The 18,114-nt window shown below is 53.2% G+C and carries 18 protein-coding genes; 6 read left to right on the top strand and 12 right to left on the bottom strand.

Annotated features, from left to right (window positions below; genetic code table 11):
- Positions 1–17: 17 nt before the first annotated feature.
- Genes HUF18_RS07685 through HUF18_RS07675 form a run of 3 tightly spaced genes read right to left on the bottom strand, consistent with a single transcriptional unit; the run spans position 18 to position 2,712 of the window.
- The gene (locus HUF18_RS07685) at positions 18–869 is read right to left on the bottom strand and encodes a rhomboid family intramembrane serine protease (RefSeq protein WP_225691738.1); all 852 of its coding nucleotides are present in this window, start codon (positions 867–869) and stop codon (positions 18–20) included.
- Positions 869–1,825 (bottom strand): metallophosphoesterase, encoded by a 957-nt coding sequence (locus HUF18_RS07680; RefSeq protein ID WP_225691737.1) that lies wholly within the window; start codon positions 1,823–1,825, stop codon positions 869–871. Before HUF18_RS07680 ends, HUF18_RS07685 begins: the two co-directional genes overlap by 1 nt.
- A gap of 2 nt (positions 1,826–1,827) precedes the next feature.
- A complete protein-coding gene (locus HUF18_RS07675; RefSeq protein ID WP_145469448.1) occupies positions 1,828–2,712 on the bottom strand; it encodes an NAD(+) kinase in 885 nt (294 codons plus the stop codon).
- 97 nt (positions 2,713–2,809) lie between these two features.
- Here HUF18_RS07675 and HUF18_RS07670 point away from each other — a divergent pair, with 97 nt between their 5' ends.
- Positions 2,810–3,706: a DUF1853 family protein gene (locus HUF18_RS07670; RefSeq protein WP_225691736.1), complete on the top strand. Its 897-nt coding sequence runs from the start codon at positions 2,810–2,812 to the stop codon at positions 3,704–3,706.
- Between the two features lie 71 nt (positions 3,707–3,777).
- Here the strand turns inward: HUF18_RS07670 and HUF18_RS07665 are convergent, their stop codons facing one another.
- The 3 genes from HUF18_RS07665 to HUF18_RS07655 form a co-directional block, all read right to left on the bottom strand.
- The gene (locus HUF18_RS07665; protein WP_225691735.1) at positions 3,778–4,716 is read right to left on the bottom strand and encodes a 1-aminocyclopropane-1-carboxylate deaminase/D-cysteine desulfhydrase; all 939 of its coding nucleotides are present in this window, start codon (positions 4,714–4,716) and stop codon (positions 3,778–3,780) included.
- Complete coding sequence (locus tag HUF18_RS07660) at positions 4,670–5,869, bottom strand: hypothetical protein (RefSeq protein ID WP_225691734.1); 1,200 nt, start codon at positions 5,867–5,869, stop codon at positions 4,670–4,672. Before HUF18_RS07660 ends, HUF18_RS07665 begins: the two co-directional genes overlap by 47 nt.
- Before the next feature lie 295 nt (positions 5,870–6,164).
- Positions 6,165–6,944 (bottom strand): hypothetical protein, encoded by a 780-nt coding sequence (locus tag HUF18_RS07655; protein ID WP_225691733.1) that lies wholly within the window; start codon positions 6,942–6,944, stop codon positions 6,165–6,167.
- 239 nt (positions 6,945–7,183) lie between these two features.
- Between HUF18_RS07655 and topA the strand changes: the two genes are divergently transcribed.
- Complete coding sequence (topA, locus tag HUF18_RS07650) at positions 7,184–9,838, top strand: type I DNA topoisomerase (RefSeq protein ID WP_145469443.1); 2,655 nt, start codon at positions 7,184–7,186, stop codon at positions 9,836–9,838.
- 107 nt (positions 9,839–9,945) lie between these two features.
- Complete coding sequence (locus HUF18_RS07645) at positions 9,946–10,239, top strand: ComEA family DNA-binding protein (protein WP_225691732.1); 294 nt, start codon at positions 9,946–9,948, stop codon at positions 10,237–10,239.
- Between the two features lie 82 nt (positions 10,240–10,321).
- On the opposite strand, the gene HUF18_RS07640 is transcribed toward HUF18_RS07645, so the two are convergent.
- From HUF18_RS07640 to HUF18_RS07620, 5 genes are all read right to left on the bottom strand, one after another.
- Positions 10,322–11,035, bottom strand: a complete 714-nt coding sequence (locus HUF18_RS07640; RefSeq protein WP_225691731.1) for a hypothetical protein — start codon at positions 11,033–11,035, stop codon at positions 10,322–10,324.
- 13 nt (positions 11,036–11,048) lie between these two features.
- Positions 11,049–11,312 carry a glutaredoxin family protein gene (locus tag HUF18_RS07635; RefSeq protein WP_225691730.1) on the bottom strand — a complete coding sequence of 88 codons (264 nt, stop codon included), beginning with the start codon at positions 11,310–11,312 and terminating at the stop codon, positions 11,049–11,051.
- A 94-nt stretch (positions 11,313–11,406) separates the two neighbouring features.
- Positions 11,407–12,462 carry a DUF5610 domain-containing protein gene (locus HUF18_RS07630; RefSeq protein ID WP_225691729.1) on the bottom strand — a complete coding sequence of 352 codons (1,056 nt, stop codon included), beginning with the start codon at positions 12,460–12,462 and terminating at the stop codon, positions 11,407–11,409.
- Positions 12,463–12,621: 159 nt separating this feature from the next.
- Positions 12,622–12,909, bottom strand: a complete 288-nt coding sequence (locus HUF18_RS07625; protein ID WP_145469438.1) for a hypothetical protein — start codon at positions 12,907–12,909, stop codon at positions 12,622–12,624.
- 147 nt (positions 12,910–13,056) lie between these two features.
- Complete coding sequence (locus HUF18_RS07620) at positions 13,057–14,079, bottom strand: AraC family transcriptional regulator (protein ID WP_255605903.1); 1,023 nt, start codon at positions 14,077–14,079, stop codon at positions 13,057–13,059.
- A 183-nt stretch (positions 14,080–14,262) separates the two neighbouring features.
- Here HUF18_RS07620 and HUF18_RS07615 point away from each other — a divergent pair, with 183 nt between their 5' ends.
- Positions 14,263–15,159: a MaoC family dehydratase gene (locus HUF18_RS07615; protein WP_225691728.1), complete on the top strand. Its 897-nt coding sequence runs from the start codon at positions 14,263–14,265 to the stop codon at positions 15,157–15,159.
- A 23-nt stretch (positions 15,160–15,182) separates the two neighbouring features.
- Here HUF18_RS07615 and HUF18_RS07610 read toward each other — a convergent pair whose 3' ends face one another.
- Complete coding sequence (locus tag HUF18_RS07610; RefSeq protein ID WP_145469436.1) at positions 15,183–15,587, bottom strand: STAS/SEC14 domain-containing protein; 405 nt, start codon at positions 15,585–15,587, stop codon at positions 15,183–15,185.
- Positions 15,588–15,959: 372 nt separating this feature from the next.
- On the opposite strand from HUF18_RS07610, the gene HUF18_RS07605 reads away from it, so the two are divergent.
- Entirely contained in the window at positions 15,960–16,679 is a 720-nt protein-coding gene (locus HUF18_RS07605; protein ID WP_225691727.1) for an outer membrane beta-barrel protein, read from the top strand.
- A gap of 299 nt (positions 16,680–16,978) precedes the next feature.
- Complete coding sequence (locus tag HUF18_RS07600; RefSeq protein ID WP_145469434.1) at positions 16,979–18,028, top strand: AraC family transcriptional regulator; 1,050 nt, start codon at positions 16,979–16,981, stop codon at positions 18,026–18,028.
- Positions 18,029–18,114 lie beyond the last annotated feature (86 nt).

Genomic DNA, 18,114 nt, shown 5'->3' with positions numbered 1-18,114 from the left:
AGCGGCAGTGTCTTTTCTTACTTAAATTCAGTATCACGGCTGACGGGGTTAACCGGCCACAGCATGGCCAGTATAAAACCACTGATCAGTCCGCCTAAATGCGCTCCATGCGCGGTACCGGATAATCCCGGCACTAAGGTATCGGCACTGATGGTGAGCAACAACCAGCCCACCATGACCGGTAATAACATGCGCGGAATACGGTAATCGATATTGCGCCGGCGCTGACGGAATCCAACCCAGCCAAGCAAACCGAGAGTGACGCCGGAAATTCCGCCAAATGCCGGCCCGGCATACCACCACTGCACTATATTGCCCATCAGACCGCAAACCAGCAGCAGAACCAGCAGAGGCTTAACGCCCTCATGCTGCTCGACTCTTCTGGCCAGAATCCACCACCAGAGCGAATTAAACAGCAAGTGCAGAAGTGAAAAATGCAGCAAGGTTGGCCGCCACAATTCCCAGACACCTAATTGCCAGTAAACCCCCGGATCAAAGCGCTGCTCTGGCCAATAATCTGCGCCTGCGCTGACCCAGCTATGCCAGCCGGTTGAAAAATGCATCCAGATAAAAACGGCCGGCAACAACAATAAAATAAAGGTGCTGAGCGGTGTTGCCAGTAACTGCAGCAACCCCTGCCAGAGTTTAGGTTCAACCGCTTCCGCGGGCAGCGGAGTAATCTGCCCTGCCTGCCATTCTTCCAGCCACTGTTTAACCTGCGGTGCATGACGGCCATCGGCCAGGTATAAACACTGCTGACCATCCGCCTGATCAATGACTCTGTGCGCTATACGTTCGGCCCACAGACGCTGAGTCAGCGGCGATAAATCCACACCGGCCGGGGCGACCAGCACAAGCACAGGCTCCATCAGCGCTCGCTCTTTTCTACCCGCACCCAGGTAAATTTACCCGGCTGCAAACTGCGTTCGGTATCCATACGGTACGCGGCAAGACGTCCGTATTTAACCGCACTGTAATCAAGACAGGCTATATTAGGCACAATGGGCGCAGGTAAACCCTGCATCCAGTAGTGGCCAATAAACAGCGGTTTTTCCTGCGGGCCGTAAAACAGCAGCTGGTCGCGTTCTTCACCGCTTAATAAAGCGTGTTCAATATCATCGGGCAGCGGATCAGGCTGGAACACCACATCGCTGTAACGCTCCGGGTCACCTTCCCAGAACTTGGTGCGGAAAAACTGCCGCACCATACCGTCTTTGGCCGTCATGGAACGGCCATCCGGTAATTTCAGAGATGTGCCGCGCAGCATTCGGTCGAGAAATTTATAAATAAATGAACTGGTATTCACCGACTCGGCGAGCATATTACGGTGCAGTTTATTACTGCCATAACGGCGCAGATATTCGTCAATCATGGCCTGATCCCAGCAGGCATGAACCACGCGAAAGTGCTCATACTCCAGGAACAGCGGCAGATCGATAAACCAGTCGAGAAATTCATTAAACTCGTGCGGATAATTAGCAAACTGCTCCAGTGTCTGCTCGACAATAAAACTGTTGCGTTTGGTGTGCGGACGCAGAAAAGGCTGGCGCATTCCCGGCGGCGCTTCGGTGCAATAGGTCACCACATTGTATTCGTGATTACCCATCACTATGTCGGCATGACCGGCATCCACCATATCGCGTACAACATGACAGGCGAGACGGATATGCGGTCCGCGATCAACAATATCGCCGAGAAAAACGACCTTGCGCTTCGGGTGCTGGTACACGCCGCCGCGCTTGCTGTAGCCCATCTGCTCCAGCAATTCGATCAGCGTTTCGCCACAGCCGTGAATGTCACCGATTAAATCGTAACCCTGGTGCATACTTAATCCCCCAGGTTGCTACTCCAGCCCAGTTTAGTCCGGCAAATTTCATAGAAATTGTGGCCTTTGGGGTGAATCAGCTTCAGTTTATGGGCTTTTTTGCGGATGGTAATACTGTCGCCGGGCGCACAGGGAATATGCGTCTGGCCATCACAACTGATGGTCGGGTAAATACCCAGATCCGAATCAATCACGATTTTAATTTCGCTCTTGCCGTCAACCACAATCGGCCGGCTGGAAAGCGTGTGCGGGAACATCGGCACCAGCACCAGCGCATCCAGTTTCGGATGCATAATAGGGCCACCGCCGGAGAGCGAATACGCGGTCGAGCCGGTTGGTGTCGATACAATCAGACCATCGGAACGCTGGTTATAAACGTACTGGCCTTCAATCCACAGATCAAAAGCAATCATCCGTGCTGACTTACCCGGGTGCAGCACCACATCGTTCAGCGCCGCGGCGGTCGCAATCGGATTGCCATCACGCTTTACTTCAGCATCCAGCAGGAAGCGCATCTCGCTGACGTATTCGCCATTAAGAACATCCTGCACCGCATCGAACATGGTTTCGTCCGGGCTGATATCGGTCAGGAATCCCAGGCGGCCACGGTTAATCCCCAGCACCGGCGTATTAAAACGCGCCAGTGCGCGCGCCGCACCCAGCAAACTGCCGTCACCGCCCACCACAATCACCAGATCGCAGATCTCACCGAGCAGATTAACATTACTGACCTGCATGCCATGACCCGGCATCACTTCAGCAATACGGTCATCAAGAATAACGTGATAGCCTTCATCGATCAGATAACGGGACAGACGCTTAACCGTCTCAATCACTTTATTGCTGTTCAGACGGCCGATCATGCCGATGTTACGAAATTCTTCCATTACTGCGACCTGGCATTTAAGTGGGCGATAGGCAGAACGGCTGGCTGCAGCCCTGCGAATAATGGCCCGATTTATACCACAGAGGAGTTAAAAACGCTTGTTTGCCGCTGATCATTCCTACTTCGCCCTGCCCGGCCAGCATCAGCGCGACCTGATCTGGAGCCTGTTCGGCCCGCCCCTGCTCGACTGTGACTGGAGCCCGGCTGAGCAACCCTGGCTGCCTGATAACTGGCAACCTCTGGCTGCCCAACTGAGCAATCTGGCGCCGGACTTCAGCAGTCCGCGTCTGGGATTAATATTTGAGCAGCTGTGGCAGGAATATCTGCAACTCAGTGGCATCCGCTTTCAGGCCAATGTGCAGATTATTGATCAGGGCAAAACCCTCGGTGAGCTGGATCTGCTGCTGGATGACGGCCGCCAGCAATGGCATCTGGAGCTGGCGCTGAAATTCTATCTTGGCTACGGCAATGAACAGGGCCAGCACTGGGTCGGCCCCAACCGCGCCGATCTGCTGGCACGCAAGATCCGCCATACCCATGAACATCAGCTGACCATGCGCCAGAATCCGCAGGCACAGCAACAACTGGCTGCGCTGAACTGGCAGCCGCAGACCAGTCTGGCGGTGATGCGCGGCTGCCTGTTTTATCCGGCCAACCCGCAGTATCAGGCCAGCCTGCCGGCGGAAGTATCAGCCCATCACTGGCGCGGACACTGGTGCCATGCCCGGCAGGCCGCCGATTATCTGCCACAGGGGCGCTGGTACGTGCTGGCCAAACCGCAGTGGCTGAGCCCGGCGCTGGCGGCTTTCAGCATCGGCCGGGAGGAGTTACTTGAGTATCTGTGCACGCATTTCCGTCATCTGACCTATCCCTGCTGCGTGATACAGGCAGAGGAAGGTCCATACGGCTGGGCCGAACAGCAGCGCTGGCTGATTATGCCGGATGACTGGCCACAGAACGGCACTCATAAGAATCTGCCGGTTAAGCTGGGCTAAGATCGGGCTGGGCTGGGCTGAGGTCGGGCTGGGCTAAGGTCGGGTCAGTTGAGGTCAGATTTAAAAGCACATTACAGCGAATAGCCGCGACGCCCCTGCAACCCGCCGCTGTGAATCAGTAAAATCCGGGCGTTCGCGGATTCAGTCATCAGGGCCTGCTCAAAGGCCAGCAACAGTTTGGCGGTATATACCGGGTCCAGTGGCAGATGCTGACGATCATAACGTTCAATCAGCGCCAGCAGCTCTGGCGAAGTACGTCCGAACGCCCCCAGATGCGCATCATCCAGCAGGCGCCAGCGTATATCCGCCGGCATCGCCTGCTGCCAGGCGCGCTGGCGTTCGCCCTGATCGGCAACCGCATTCACCCCGACCAGTTCACAATCAATCCGTTGTTCCTGCAGCCCTTTCGCCAGTCCCAGTGCCGTTGTACCACTGCCAACCGCCAGCCAGACCTGATCGTAGTCAGCACACAACGACGCCAGTTGCCGGCACTCCTGCTCTCCGGCATCACCTGAGCCGCCCTCAGGAATCACAAAGGCATCGTAGTGCTGAGCCAGCTCCTGCCACCATTGCGGATCATAACGGCGGCCGTAAGTTTTTTTATCGGCAAAAACCAGCTCAGCTCCCCAGCTCTGGCAATCCTGCAACGTAGCCGTCAGCGGCAGATGTGCATAGCCGCGCACCAGCGCAATCACCGGAATATTCAGCGCCTGCCCGAGGGCTGCAAGAGCATGCAGATGATTGGAGTACGGGCCGCCGAAACTCAGCAGCGCACGGCGGCCGGATGCTCTGAAGCGCGGCAGAAATCCGGCCAGCTTAAAGGCTTTGTTACCGGAGATATGAGGATGCAGACGATCAAGCCGCAGGATATCGACATGGCCGCGGGACGGCAGGCCGGGCACAGGCTCAATCAGGGCGGCCAGCTCAGCCGGATCAATCCCGGACCAGCCAGCCCCGGTGTCGTCAGCTGCCGGCAAGGTGCAACTGGCGGTGCAGTTTACAGTAGGCATTCAGGTCGTGATCGAACTCACGCGGGTGTTCTATGCGGGGGATTTCAGCGTTGCATTGCTGACAGCGCGGATCATCATAATGATCCAGCCAGCGGCGGTAAACCTCTTCGCTGACAAAACACTTCTGCGCCGCGTAGGCCAGGGGGTTATCGGCATAACGCAGCATGTTGGCCGGCGTAATGGTCAGATGACCAACGCCCGGATGAAATGCCACCAGCACCGCTTCCAGACCATCCAGACGATTAACAAAACGTTCAGCGCTCTGCTCTTCTGCCTGTTCCAGATACTGGCGCAGGGTTGCTGCTTCTTCTTTTAAGCGTGCCGCCTCTTCATCACTGACCACAGGCTCTGCCGCTGGTTGGTTATCGTTCAGAAACTGACGTAAACGCTCAGTCTCCTGACGCTCCTGCTCCAGCGCCAGGGTCAGGCTTTCGACTTCGGCGGCATGAGCGGCCATTTCATTGCGGTGCACCTGGCGCAGCTCTTCAAGTTCGGCTTCGCCGGTGGCATCCGCCTGACGTCCCAGCTTTTCATTCAGGCTCTTCTGCCGCTCAATTTCCTGCTGCAGTTGCTGCAGCTGACGGCGGTAGGCTTCCATCTCATTGCGCAGCGTGCGCTTAAGATCTTCCACTTCCGGGTCGCTGTGCTTTTTAGCCAGCAGGCTGCCGGCGCCGGCGCCACCGGTCACGCGTTCCACAGCAGAAATTCGCTCCTGCGGCCACAGATCACGTTCCGTTAACGGTGCCTGATCGCGCAGCATGCTGCCGCGTAATGCTTTGCGGATAGCCATAAAATCGGATGTCACCGGCTCCCACAGGGACTCTGCATGCCAGCTGATAGAACACTGACTGCGACAGGCCAGCCGGATACGGCCGGCGCCCATATTAGGACCACGCCCGGCACTGTCAGCCAGACGACGCAGCGGCATATACCAGCGCGCATCAATCACAGAATGTTTAACCGGTGCCTCAAACAGTACCAGTGCTTCGGCCGAACGATGATTACCGATCTGCAGATAAGCCGCCTGTATTTTGTGTTCCGCAGCATGCTGCAGAGGTGTTTGCTGACGAACCAGACGTTCAAAATCTGCCAGCCAGTACGCTTCGACCACCTCGTGGTCATGCAGGACTAAAACGGCTTCCTGAATACTCATGCTTGCATCTCTGCTTATGGTGCCGGACAGACAAAGGTCATCGTCAGCGGGTAGTAACAAATCAGGGCCTGTTTAATTCGTGTCAGCCGGCCCTGAGATTGTCTGACACACTAATGAAAACTTATGACGCCGAACAGGTCAGTTCCCGCCACCAAAATGAAGGATTATATTCTGTGACGAACGTCACAAACGAAATTTTCCCTTTGTTTTCAGCACTTTAAAAAAATCACCGAAAGCAGGTGTGTGACATTTTACGACCCACTAAAGGGGCATTCAGGATAACTTCCGGGGCCTGTCAAAACTTACGTTTCTCTGAAGCGTTAGGATTGGTGGGAATGCCAAAAGGATCATGCTCATCTTTGATCTCTTTCGATAACGCCTGAGCAAGGCTGCCCTCTTTCTTTTCGCCACCGTTATATAAAGAAGCAGTACGCTGGGTCAGATCGCGGATGCGCTGGTTTTTCTCCGGATACTGCAGGTCAAACTCAATCAGAATCTTTTTCGCTGCTTTGTAGTAATTGGTCGCAGTAATCACATCACCACGCCCTGCCGCCACATCACCCTGCGCGGTGTAGGTATCGACTTCTTTTTCCAGCAGAGTCAGACGCAGATAACGGCGATACTCCATCATTGCCGCCTCCGAAATCAGTTTTTTACGCGCCATAACATTCAGCGCCTTCAGAATCCGGCCAAACTGGCGGCGCGCAAAACGTATCTCACGATCGCTTTTCAGTACCCGGCGATTACCTTTGCCTTCATCAATTTTGCGCCGGTAAGGTGCTGCATCAAACAGCTCCTGTGCGGAACCGTTGTTGTCTTTTTTAGGTAAGGCTTCCTGATAAACAACGTACAACTGCTCGACCCTCTCCAGGACCGCCAGCTGCACCTCCTTAAAATTATCAACCAGAATCAGAAACTCCAGCGCTTCCAGCAAATCATCCGCCCCCTGCTTCACCGCCCGGGCCTGTAAACGCTGGGCTTGCTGCGCCTGCTGCCTGCGCCCCGCCATAACCAGTCCGAACAGAATCAATGCAACCGGTAACGCTATCGCCACGATCAAACCAATCGCTGACATAAAAAACGGTTCTCCCCAATCTATGCTATTCCTAAACAAAGGCCCTGTTTACACGGCCTTTGGTGACGTCAATATCACCATATACTGGTGACAAGTTTAGCAACGTTTCACCACCCTGCCGGAGCGCATTGCATGACTCCGGTAACGAGAGAAGCTTGACCACCCCCCCCGGTGTACCTATAAAGTGTCGCCTTCTGTGCGCCTGGCTATATCAACAAGAAAGGGTTAATCAAAGGAATATGGGCAAATCGCTGGTTATCGTGGAGTCGCCTGCAAAGGCTAAAACCATCAATAAATACCTGGGTAAGGACTTTATTGTTAAGTCCAGCGTGGGCCACGTACGCGACCTGCCAACCTCTGGCTCAGGACAGCCCAGCGATCCTAAAGAGCGCGCTAAACAGGCAGCTCTCACCCGTAAAATGTCGCCCGAAGCCAAGGCCGAGTACAAAAAGAAAAAGTCCCGCGAGCAGTTAATTGGCCGCATGGGCGTTAACCCGGAAAAACACTGGGAAGCCAACTATCAGGTGCTGCCGGGTAAAGAAAAAGTTGTCGAAGAACTGCAGCGATTGGCCAAAGATGCCGATCAGATCTATCTCGCAACGGATTTGGACCGCGAGGGAGAAGCCATCGCCTGGCACCTTCGTGAGATTATTGGCGACAGCAAAAAACAATACCGCCGCGTCGTGTTTAATGAGATTACCAAAAAAGCGATTCAGAGCGCGTTCGAGCAGCCATCCGAACTTAATATGAATCGCGTCAATGCCCAACAGGCACGCCGTTTCCTCGACCGCGTTGTCGGTTTTATGGTCTCACCTCTGCTGTGGAGCAAGGTCGCGCGTGGTTTATCCGCCGGCCGTGTGCAATCCGTTGCTGTTCGTCTGATTGTTGAACGCGAACGGGAAATCCGTGCCTTTATTCCACAGGAATACTGGGAAACCTTCGCCGATCTGAGCACTCCTGCCGGTGAAGCTTTGCGCGCCCAGGTGATGCGCCAGAACGGTAACGAGTTCCGTCCGGTTAACGAGCAGGACACCATGTCGGCCGTCGCCGCGCTGCGTGGCCACCGCTATGAAGTGCTGAAACGCGAAGACAAGCCGACCAGTTCCAAGCCTGCTGCACCTTTTATTACCTCTACGCTGCAACAGGCTGCCAGTACGCGTCTGAGTTTCAGCGTTAAGAAAACCATGACGCTGGCGCAGCGCCTGTACGAAGCCGGTTACATCACTTACATGCGTACCGACTCGACCAACCTGAGTCAGGAAGCGGTCAGCAACGTGCGTGATTACATCAGCGATAAACTGGGCGAACAGTACCTGCCGGATGAGCCGCGCAGCTACAGCAGCAAAGAAGGCGCTCAGGAAGCGCACGAGGCCATCCGTCCTTCCGATGTCCGCCTGCGTGCAACCGATCTCAGTGCTATGGAACCGGATGCACAGCGTTTATACGATCTGATCTGGCGCCGCTTTGTTGCCTGTCAGATTAAAGATGCGCAATTCACCAGCACCAGCATCACCGTCAAAGCCGGCGAGTTTGAACTGAAAACCCGCGGCCGCGTTATGCGTTTTGACGGCCACCTGAAAGTATTGGCTGCGATGGGCAAAGGCGAAGATGACGTCCTGCTGCCGGATGTCAGCGAAGGCGACACCCTGCAGCTGGTCGAGCTGGAACCGAAGCAACATTTCACCAAACCGGCACCGCGTTTCTCGGAAGCGGCACTGGTTAAAGAACTGGAAAAACGCGGTATCGGCCGTCCTTCGACCTATGCCTCGATTATTTCCACCATTCAGGAGCGTGGTTACGTCAGCCTGAAAGGTCGTCGTTTTTACGCCGAAAAAATGGGCGACATTGTCACCAGCCGTCTGGTTGAGAACTTCGACGACCTGATGGACTTCGGCTTTACCGCCAGCATGGAAGAAAAACTCGACCATATTGCCGAAGGTGATATGAACTGGACCGACGTTCTGGATGAGTTTTATCAGGGCTTTCAGCAAAAGCTGGAAGTAGCTGAAGGCGAAGACGGCATGCGTCCGAATGATCCGGTTGATACCGACATTCCGTGTCCTACCTGTGGTCGCCATATGCAGATCCGCACGGGTTCTACCGGTGTATTCCTCGGTTGTTCCGGCTACAGCCTGCCACCGAAAGAACGCTGCACTCAAACGCTCAATCTGGTACCGGGCGATGAAGCAATCTCCGCCGATGAAGACGAAGAAGCAGAAAGCCGCCGCCTGATGGATAAGCGCCGTTGCAGCATCTGCGACAGCGCGATGGAAAGCTATCTGCTGGACGAAACCCGTAAGGTACATATCTGCGGTAATAACCCGGATTGCAGCGGCTTCGCCGTAGAAACCGGCCAGTTCAAGATTAAAGGCTATGACGGTCCAACGCTTGAATGCGATAAATGCGGCAGTGAAATGCAGCTGAAATCCGGTCGCTTCGGCAAATACTTTGGCTGTACAAACAGCGAATGTAAGAACACCCGCAAATTATTGAAGAGCGGCGAAGCGGCACCTCCGAAAATGGACGCGATTGCCATGCCGGAATTGAAATGTCAGAAAGTAGACGACACCTACGTTCTGCGTGACGGTGCAACCGGTTTATTCCTGGCGGCCAGCCAGTTCCCGAAAAAACGCGAAACCCGTGCACCACTGGTTGAAGAACTGCTTCCTCATCAGGCCGAACTGCCGCAGAAATACCATTTCCTGCTGGATGCTCCGCGTCAGGATCCGGAAGGCAATCCGGCCATCATCCGTTACAGCCGCAAAACCAAAGAGCAGTATGTAATGACTGAAAAAGACGGCAAAGCCACCAGCTGGTCGGCCTATTACGTCGATAATAAATGGGTTGAGCACGACAAGAAAAAAGCACCCGCCAAAAAGGCCGACAAAGCCTGATTCACACCAATGTCTGGGGAAAGTGTCGGTTAATTTGATACTTTTCCCGGATTTTTCCGCAAAATATTCATTGCTATGTTCGGATCTCCACTCAAGGAGAGACGACTATGCAATGGATAAAGCACGCACTATTTTCTGTCTGCCTGATTCTGGGCACCCTCAGCGTACAGGCAGCAGAAACCAGCAAGCCAGACGGTAATACGGTAAAAGCCGTTAATATCAACACCGCCACCGCGGAACAACTCAGCCAGCTTGACGGTATTGGTAAAGCGAAAGCGGAAGCCATTATTGTATACCGCCAACAACATGGTCAGTTTAAATCACTGGACGACATCACTCAGGTTAAAGGAATCGGCAAAGCCATCCTTGATAAAAACCGTTCCATGCTGGCACTGGAATAAAATATAAAAAACAGCGCATAAAAAGCGCACAAAAAAAGAGCCGCTATGCGGCTCTTTTTCTCAGATATTTTCTGTTTATCGGTCAGTCTGTTACCAAACAATTCCCCCACTCGCAGCGTACCAGCAGGTAGCTGTTATCCGGGCAACGGGCATCATACACCTCATGCGGCCAGGCATTTTTCAGCAGGTGAACTTCTGCACCGGAACAACCATTGCGCTTCGCCATTTTTTCTACCACATAAAAAGAGCGGCCATACACTTTTCCGGTTTTTTGCTCAACGGCCGCACGCTTTAAATTCAGATCCGTACCATCACGCTGTGAGCGTCGCTGTAAATTTACCAGTGATTCGTACACTTTATCCTGGCTGCGCAGGTCGCGTTCGCCCTGGTTATATTGTGATAACACCCGTAAACAGAGGTCTTCTTTATCACCACTGGCACTCAGCAATTCCTGCACTTCGGCCTCTGCCGTCTCAACCACCTGCCAGGTCAGGGCCATCGCCATGCGGGCACCGGTTTCAGTACGGTCATCGGTTACATGAATAATATCGTAGGCCAGTCCAAAATCGGCGCTCTCGACAAAGGCACCGTTACGCTGCCACCAGTTTTGCTTCGCGGTATAGGCTGCCTGCTTGGCTTTGGCGCTGACATCATCACAGGCATCGACCCAGGTGCGCAGTGTGGTATCGGTCTGCAGCGCGTAATAAACCGCCTCTCCGGTGGGTGACAGCTGAGTGCTGGAGCAGCCTTGTAACAGCGCCAGCGAAGCCAGGATCAGTCCAGATAAAATCCGCATGGTAATCATCCTTTTATTCAGAAATTGGTTCAGGTTGAGCACTGCTCTGCAGCCAGTTCAGCAGTTGCGTCTCATCGAAGGGCCAGTCAAGTTCGGCCCCGTTTTGTTCGTTCAGCAGCACCGGAATTCGCAAACCATAGCGTTCCACCAGCGCTTCTGTTTCAGCAATATCTTCGACATAAACATCGAGGGAAATCTGGCCGGCGACATTCACAATAACAGCTTGTGCCAAATCACACAGATGACAGGCCTCAGTGCCAAATAAAACCAGAGCCATCAGGCAGTTCCAGTAAAAACAGACAGGGGGAAGTATAGCGGTTAGCACCGGGGCATGACAAAAAGTCTGCCCCTGAGAAGCGGAGAAAGGAAAACTACGGTCGGGCTTTGTTACCAAGCAATGAGTTCAATCCCTCATGGAAAGACTTCCAGACCGGCAAACGCTCTTCTTCCGGCAACAACTGGTTTACCAGATCCTGCAAGGTCTGCGGCGCATCTGCCAGAGGGCTGGCTTTTTCCAGTGCAGCCATATAAGCATCCACATAAGACGCCAGCGGTGCTTTCAGCGATTCCAGCTCTGGTGTAGGTAACTGCGGCTGAACACTGGCATAGGCTTTGGTTGAGGTCGCAACCGTTTGCTGAGTCAGATTAAGACTCATCGCCGCCAGCTGGCTGCCATCAAAGCCAAGGTCCATTGCCTGTCCCAATGCCGCACCGATATCACCGGCAAAGAAACGCTCACTCAGTGACTGTACATCATCAAACAGGCCAGCCAGCGCCGTCCGCTCGGCATCACTCAGGCTGCCATTCACTTCCATACTCCAGTTTTGCTGAGCCGAAGCCTGCAGACTGAAAGCCGAATTACCCTGCCCATCCTGGCTGATTGACGTGCTGAGACTGCTGCCCTGAGAGAAACTTACCGTCACCCGGTCGCCTTCCTGGGTCAGGACCTGCAGAGACAACTCATTAGCCACGCTGAGCGAGCTTTTACTGGCAAGCAACGCCCGACTCTGTTCTGCCGGTCGGGCGAGCTGATCCAGACCGTCATCGACCAGCTGACGTCCAGCGGCAATCTGGCCTTTTAATTCGTCATCCAGCAGCCCCATACCGTCCAGCATCTCTGTTGCCTGGGCATAACCTTTGGCAATGCCTTCACGGGCGGCCTGCAGGCGCTGATCGATGCGGCTCTGATCTGCCCCCTGGGAACGCAGCTGGTTAATACCATTTTGTACATGGCGCAGGATGGCTGAAGCGGTTTCCTCCGGGCTCTGTTTTTTATCCAGCTGAACAACGCCGGGAAGTGCCTTAGCCAGGGATTCGGCGGCTGCACCCTGTTTTACATCGCTGGCAGAAGCTCCGGCCTTTTTACTGCCCTCAGGATTCTGGGTGCCGTAATTCCGGTATTGCGAGGGGGTAATTGTGATTGCCATATAGCCTCCGCTCAGACTGTGTTGCTGTTCTTTGGGTTATCGGCCAGAACAGCCGGAAATTGAACCCTGTGACAGTTTAGTCAGTAAACAAAAAAAGCCCGCAACTGGCGGGCTTTTTTTGTTTGCGCTAACAGGCTGATAAAAGTACAGGCCTGCAAGTCAGTAGCAGACAGCGCCCTGATGATAGTCGTAGCTGAAATCCAGTTTCCAGCAAACTTTATTACGCTCGATCTCATTCATGATGTGATCCGGGTGCTCATTCAGCAACTGCATGATTTTAAATGTTTTATACGCTGCATGCAGAGCATTCTGATCAAGGGCGATGACTTCTTCTTTACTCATAATTCCCTGATTGAGCAGGGCCTGACGCCATTCAGCAACGTCCTGAGTCTGCATCATGTGCTCAACCAAGGGTTGAATCAGTGATAATTTCTGCGTCTGGCTCATAACAAATCCTCCGAATAAAAACCCGATTACAATGGCTCAGGCACACGAAGAAAACCAGATCAAAAAATGAACACTATTATGACAATAAGTTAAAGATTCACGACGACTGAAAGCATTACCTTGCAAGAAAAGGCTAATCAGCCCGCTTCATAACTGTTTGCGCTGATTGCGGTACTCAACCGGTGTCTGGCTGGTCCAGCGTTTAAATGCCCTGTAGAAAGTACTCGGTTCAGAAAAACCGGTAAGGTAGACAATCTCGTCGATACTCTCATCGGTACCGGATAACAGACGTTTAGCCAGGTTGCAGCGGTAGTCTGCCAGCAACTGATTGAAGTTAGTGCCCGCTTCCGCCAGACGGGTACGTAATGTGCGGGATTTAATGTCCAGCCGCTCCGCGACATCTTCCAGACTGACCTGTCCCGTTTCCAGAATTTCGCCGAAGACCCTGTATACCCTGGTCACAATATCCTGACGCTCCAGCTTGGCCACATGCTCAATCGCCAGTTTTTCGTGCAGCTGCAGCAGTTCCGGCTCAGCATGGGAAGACGGCATATCCAGCAGCTGGGTATTGAAATAAATACGGTTGTCATCCTGTTCAAACAGAACCGGACAGGCAAAAATCCGCTCATGCTCCGTACTGTCAGCCGGTTTTTCATGGCTGAAATGAACGCAGGATGGCACAAAGGCATCATCGGTTACATAACGGAAGAAACGGATCAGGCCAAGCGCCATGCATTCATTCAGATGGCGCAGGCCGGCCACACGGTCGCTGGCACTCTCGACCAGAATATATGCCTGATCGCCTTCCGTGCCGGTACTGGCCTGGGAAGCATCGCTGAGCAGGCGCTGATAATTCAGTGCTCTTTTCAACCCCTCACCAAAGGTCGGACTGGACAGAAACAGGTACTGAAGCACCTGTCCCTTATATACAGGCATATGTTCGCCAAGATGCAGACCGATATCAGCATCCTGGCTGACCTCTTCCAGCACATGCCAAAAGATCAGCTGAGCTTCGTGTGGCGTGCGGATATTCCTGTCTGCCAGCAACTCAGGGGTAACCCCCAAACGCGCAAACACCGCATCCACATCCAACCCCATTTTCAGCATGGCCTGATGAGCCAGCTGGATCATGACGCCAGAGTCACGCAGTTCTGTCATTCCACCGGACATAAGTCGTTGAAATTCCTGATGAGTGTTGGCGAATTCTGCCAGATAAACAGGCCGCTGCAAGTCCTATTGACCAAACTGACGCAGCACACGAAGTGGCTGCGCCAATGGCCCTCTGCAAGCTGCCTCTATACTCCCCTTTCTCACCCTTGTCTGATCAGAATATTAATTAAGGACACCGTGGCCATGACTCAAGCTATACGCATGCAATTCAGTGCGACTCCGGGAACTCTGAGCCAATACGCCCGGGCGCTGCTGGCACGTGGCGCCGGCCAGCGTGATATACAGATGCCTGATATTGAAGCTCTGCTGGTTGGTGTGAAAGCGCGCCCGGAGCGGGTAGCGGCTTACGCCAGCGTCTGCGGCTTCCGCACTCAGACATCCTTGCTGCCGCTGACCTACCCACACGTACTGGCATTCCCGCTGCACATGGAGCTGATGCTGCATAAGCAATTTCCTCTCGCCCTCATGGGGCTGGTGCATATCCGCAATGAGATCACTCAATACCGGGCCATTCGCCAGGAAGAGAAACTGGATATCCGCTGTCATTTTTCCGGAAGCACAAAAACCGATAAAGGGCTGGAGTTTGATATTCATACCGAAATAACCATCGGCGGTGAAAAAGTCTGGGAATCAGTCAGTACCAATCTGGCGCGCATGCGCAGCACTGAAGCCAAGGGAGCGAAAAAAGAGCGACCACCACTGGCCAGCTTCGCCACCATAGAACGCTGGACGCTGCACAGTAATCTGGGTCGGCGCTATGCGCGGGTTTCCGGTGATTCCAATCCCATTCACCTCTACGCTCTGTCAGCCAAACTGTTCGGTTTCAAAAGCCACATTGCCCATGGTATGTGGAGCAAAGCCCGTACAGCGGCGGCACTGCAACCCCTGCTGCACAGCGACGCTTGTCGCCTGACGACTGAATTTAAGCTGCCGGTCTTCCTGCCATCCGCTGTCGAATTGCACTACAACCTGCATGAAACACTCAGCAGTGATCAGCCAAACAACGCTGGCATCGACTTCGAGCTGCGCAGCGTCCGAGGCGAAAAGGTTCATATGAAAGGACGGATTGAGAAAATCTGAAGAGACAGAAGCAGCCTTCAGGCTCAGCCATGCTGAGCCTGAGCGGCCATCCCCGTCAGCCAGCATTCGGCCTCATCACGCTGATCAAAGCGTTGCACCGGATAAGCGGGAGCATGATAACTGAGAAACATCGCCGTCAGATGACGCAGCATAAAAGAGTCGCCCACAATCGCCAGCGCTGTTGTGGTACGCAGAAGGTCGGGGTGTGAAGCGAAAAGCTGCACCTCGAAATCAACGGTAAGAATATCCTGCCCCAACAGTAATACAGGTCGCTTGCGCTGCCCCGCAATCCGCCCATGAGCATTGTGCATAAAACGGACAAGGTCGATCGTCAGATGGCTGAAGCCGTGAAGGTCGTGGTAGACAATGCCGTTTTCTCCCAGCCAGGTAGCTGGCTTTGCCGGAGAATTCACACCTCGAATTGTCATATTAACCGTAGTTTTAAGAATTGATTTTCATAAACGATAGCAAAATTCGCCGGAAAATAAAGGCAATTATTGCCATATTTTCCAATATCAGAGGCTCATCGGACAGACTTAATGACAAATAGGCCTATATCTCCCGGACCTCCATCCACAGTGCGCTCTGCCAGACGCACTCCAGAACGTTCAGCTGCTGCATCCGGCTGCGGTTTTATAACGTAAATTGCCCGAAGAGTGGCTTTATATTGAAGCGGTGGCTGGTATCATGCGCAAACGTCAGGAATCTGTAGCGAATACCACTGAATTCCTGCCAACAAAATAACAAGATAATTCCTGCTCAGGCAGATCAGAACAACTATAAAAATGGACTCCCTCACTATGGCCTCATATTCCTGCACACCTGCACGTGGTGGCATGCTGACTTCGCTGGCGCTGAGCTCTCTGCTCGGTTTATCCCTGCTATCCCCTGCAGCACAGGCTGAAGGCGGATTTGTTGGCCTGCAGGGCGGTATCACTGACTCTCAGGATATGGACTCTTTCGGCAACACCATCAAACTGACATTCGGACCCAATATTACCGACCGGCTGGCTCTGGAATTCGGCATTATGGATATTGGAGAAGCCAGTTACGATGATCCGAAAGCCGACTTCACTGATGTGGCTGATGATAAGCCACCGACGTTTAAAAACGCGAAACACGGTACAGTATCCCGTACCAATGCCACGACTGACGATCAGGCATATGCAACCTACACCGGTTTTGCCAGTGCCCGTCCGCAAAGTTTTCTTATTACTTTCCGCTACCGTTTCCCACTGACCGACAGTATCGATTTTTTCCTGAAAACCGGCGCCAACCTGTGGGTGGCTGATTATGACACTGTTGAAATCAAAGCATTCCAGGACCAAACCATCAGCCGCCGTATCGTCAGCACCAAGCAAACATCAGCCGTTGACCAGATTTCCGGTGGCGGATTCTTCTGGCGCGCGCTTCCTGATCTGGCATTACGCGCCGAATTGGAGACAACGGCGCTGGATAGCAAAGAGTTCAGCCGTGTTCGCTTCCAATTGATAACATTGGGTGCGCAGTACGAATTCTGAAAAAGCGAACAACCGTACCTTCTTCATCTCCTGCCCGGACAAGAAAATGCTAAAAAAACCTCATTCCGGGTAGGTTTATGCCAATAATTGTTAGATTCGTCACAATATAACCTTTCTCATTAGACCAGAATGGGGGCTCGGGTAGATAAGTGCCAGCCCTTTGTTACCTACGGTAACACATGACAAATTTGGTCACATTCATTTACCATAATGCCTGCTCTTTTTACCAACCTGTCAGTGGCATACCGCTTGCTATTGAGTAAGGTTAAAAAACAAAAACCGAATCAGATTAGACGCCTATGAACATGGAACAAGGTTACGTATCCACCGCATTGGTTCGTCCTCTGCTGGAAGCTGCAGGCCCTACGTTTTTTGATCAGCTGCCGGACAGTGCTTCCGGTGCGATTCAGCGTGTGCTTAAGCAACTGAAAGATCCTGACAGCCGGATCAACGCAGAAGATGCCGATGAATTAATCAGCCAGCTGGTTAAGCGTACAAATGACGAATCACTGTGTGTGCAGTCGTCGCATAAATTCAACGTTCACAGCAGCTGCCAGCTGCAGCACCTGTTTCTGTGCTGCAATACCCTGCGCGAAGCACTCTATTATCTGGAGAAGTTTTCCTCCCTGCTGAGTGATCAGCTGGAAATTCAGGTAACCCGTACCCGCGATAACATCATTAAGGTAAAACTGCCGGTTGAAGAGAACTTTATTGTTTCAACTCAGCGCCGCCGCACCGAAATCATTATCAGCACCCTGCTGAGCTGGCTGCGACAGCTGTGTGGCCCGGAACTGAGCATCAGTACCATCGCCCTGCCATTCCCGGCCACGCAGTACAGTGAGCACTACAGCTCGCAATGGCGCAGCGACGTGCAGTTCAATGCTGACGAATGTTCTATCCAGTTCCACAGTAAGTGGCTGGATGAAGGTCTGCATAACACCAATCCGCACATCCTGAATATGATGAAGCGTGAGGTGGAAGAGCAATACCGCAAACTGGCACGCTCCGGCTCTCTGGCTGAGCGCATCCGTAAGGCTTTCCTGCAGAACAAAATCCGCCTGAATGCCAACCAGCAGGAAGTTGCTGATTACTTCCACATCAGTGCCCGCACCCTGAACCGTCACCTGCACCGCGAAGAAACCTCGCTGAAGCAGATCGTAACCAGTGTGCGTCTGGAAACCGCCAAACGCCTGTTGGTTAATACCGATGAAAGTATTGAGCAGATTGCGCTGAATATCGGCTTGTCTGGCCGTCGTACTCTGGACCGGATCTTTATCAAAGAAATTGATCAGAGCCCGGCTCAGTATCGTCAGTCACACAAGCAGATGCCGATAGCCGCCAACGGCTGACCCGGTAACCGCCAGGTAAAAAGAGCAATAAAAAAGGCAGCCTGGCTGCCTTTTTTATTGCTCTGATGCTTCTCATCGGCTTAGCC

Source organism: Thalassolituus sp. ST750PaO-4 (assembly GCF_020320405.1).
Classification (GTDB): domain Bacteria; phylum Pseudomonadota; class Gammaproteobacteria; order Pseudomonadales; family Oceanobacteraceae; genus Venatoribacter; species Venatoribacter alkanivorans.
The sequence above is the reverse complement of the archived record's forward strand: the minus strand, read 5'-3'. Positions and strand labels throughout refer to the sequence as shown.

Bases quoted from the DNA above. Each gene is read 5' to 3' on its own strand.
- HUF18_RS07680 (WP_225691737.1), bottom strand. From the start codon at position 1,825: ATGCACCAGGGTTACGATTTAATCGGTGACATTCACGGCTGTGGCGAA.
- HUF18_RS07610 (WP_145469436.1), bottom strand. From the start codon at position 15,587: ATGACAATTCGAGGTGTGAATTCTCCGGCAAAGCCAGCTACCTGGCTG.
- HUF18_RS07600 (WP_145469434.1), top strand. From the start codon at position 16,979: ATGAACATGGAACAAGGTTACGTATCCACCGCATTGGTTCGTCCTCTG.
- HUF18_RS07630 (WP_225691729.1), bottom strand. From the start codon at position 12,462: ATGGCAATCACAATTACCCCCTCGCAATACCGGAATTACGGCACCCAG.
- HUF18_RS07675 (WP_145469448.1), bottom strand. From the start codon at position 2,712: ATGGAAGAATTTCGTAACATCGGCATGATCGGCCGTCTGAACAGCAAT.
- HUF18_RS07620 (WP_255605903.1), bottom strand. From the start codon at position 14,079: ATGTCCGGTGGAATGACAGAACTGCGTGACTCTGGCGTCATGATCCAG.
- HUF18_RS07635 (WP_225691730.1), bottom strand. From the start codon at position 11,312: ATGGCTCTGGTTTTATTTGGCACTGAGGCCTGTCATCTGTGTGATTTG.
- topA (WP_145469443.1), top strand. From the start codon at position 7,184: ATGGGCAAATCGCTGGTTATCGTGGAGTCGCCTGCAAAGGCTAAAACC.
- HUF18_RS07605 (WP_225691727.1), top strand. From the start codon at position 15,960: ATGGCCTCATATTCCTGCACACCTGCACGTGGTGGCATGCTGACTTCG.
- HUF18_RS07655 (WP_225691733.1), bottom strand. From the start codon at position 6,944: ATGTCAGCGATTGGTTTGATCGTGGCGATAGCGTTACCGGTTGCATTG.
- HUF18_RS07685 (WP_225691738.1), bottom strand. From the start codon at position 869: ATGGAGCCTGTGCTTGTGCTGGTCGCCCCGGCCGGTGTGGATTTATCG.
- HUF18_RS07665 (WP_225691735.1), bottom strand. From the start codon at position 4,716: ATGCCTACTGTAAACTGCACCGCCAGTTGCACCTTGCCGGCAGCTGAC.
- HUF18_RS07615 (WP_225691728.1), top strand. From the start codon at position 14,263: ATGACTCAAGCTATACGCATGCAATTCAGTGCGACTCCGGGAACTCTG.
- HUF18_RS07640 (WP_225691731.1), bottom strand. From the start codon at position 11,035: ATGCGGATTTTATCTGGACTGATCCTGGCTTCGCTGGCGCTGTTACAA.
- HUF18_RS07625 (WP_145469438.1), bottom strand. From the start codon at position 12,909: ATGAGCCAGACGCAGAAATTATCACTGATTCAACCCTTGGTTGAGCAC.
- HUF18_RS07645 (WP_225691732.1), top strand. From the start codon at position 9,946: ATGCAATGGATAAAGCACGCACTATTTTCTGTCTGCCTGATTCTGGGC.
- HUF18_RS07660 (WP_225691734.1), bottom strand. From the start codon at position 5,869: ATGAGTATTCAGGAAGCCGTTTTAGTCCTGCATGACCACGAGGTGGTC.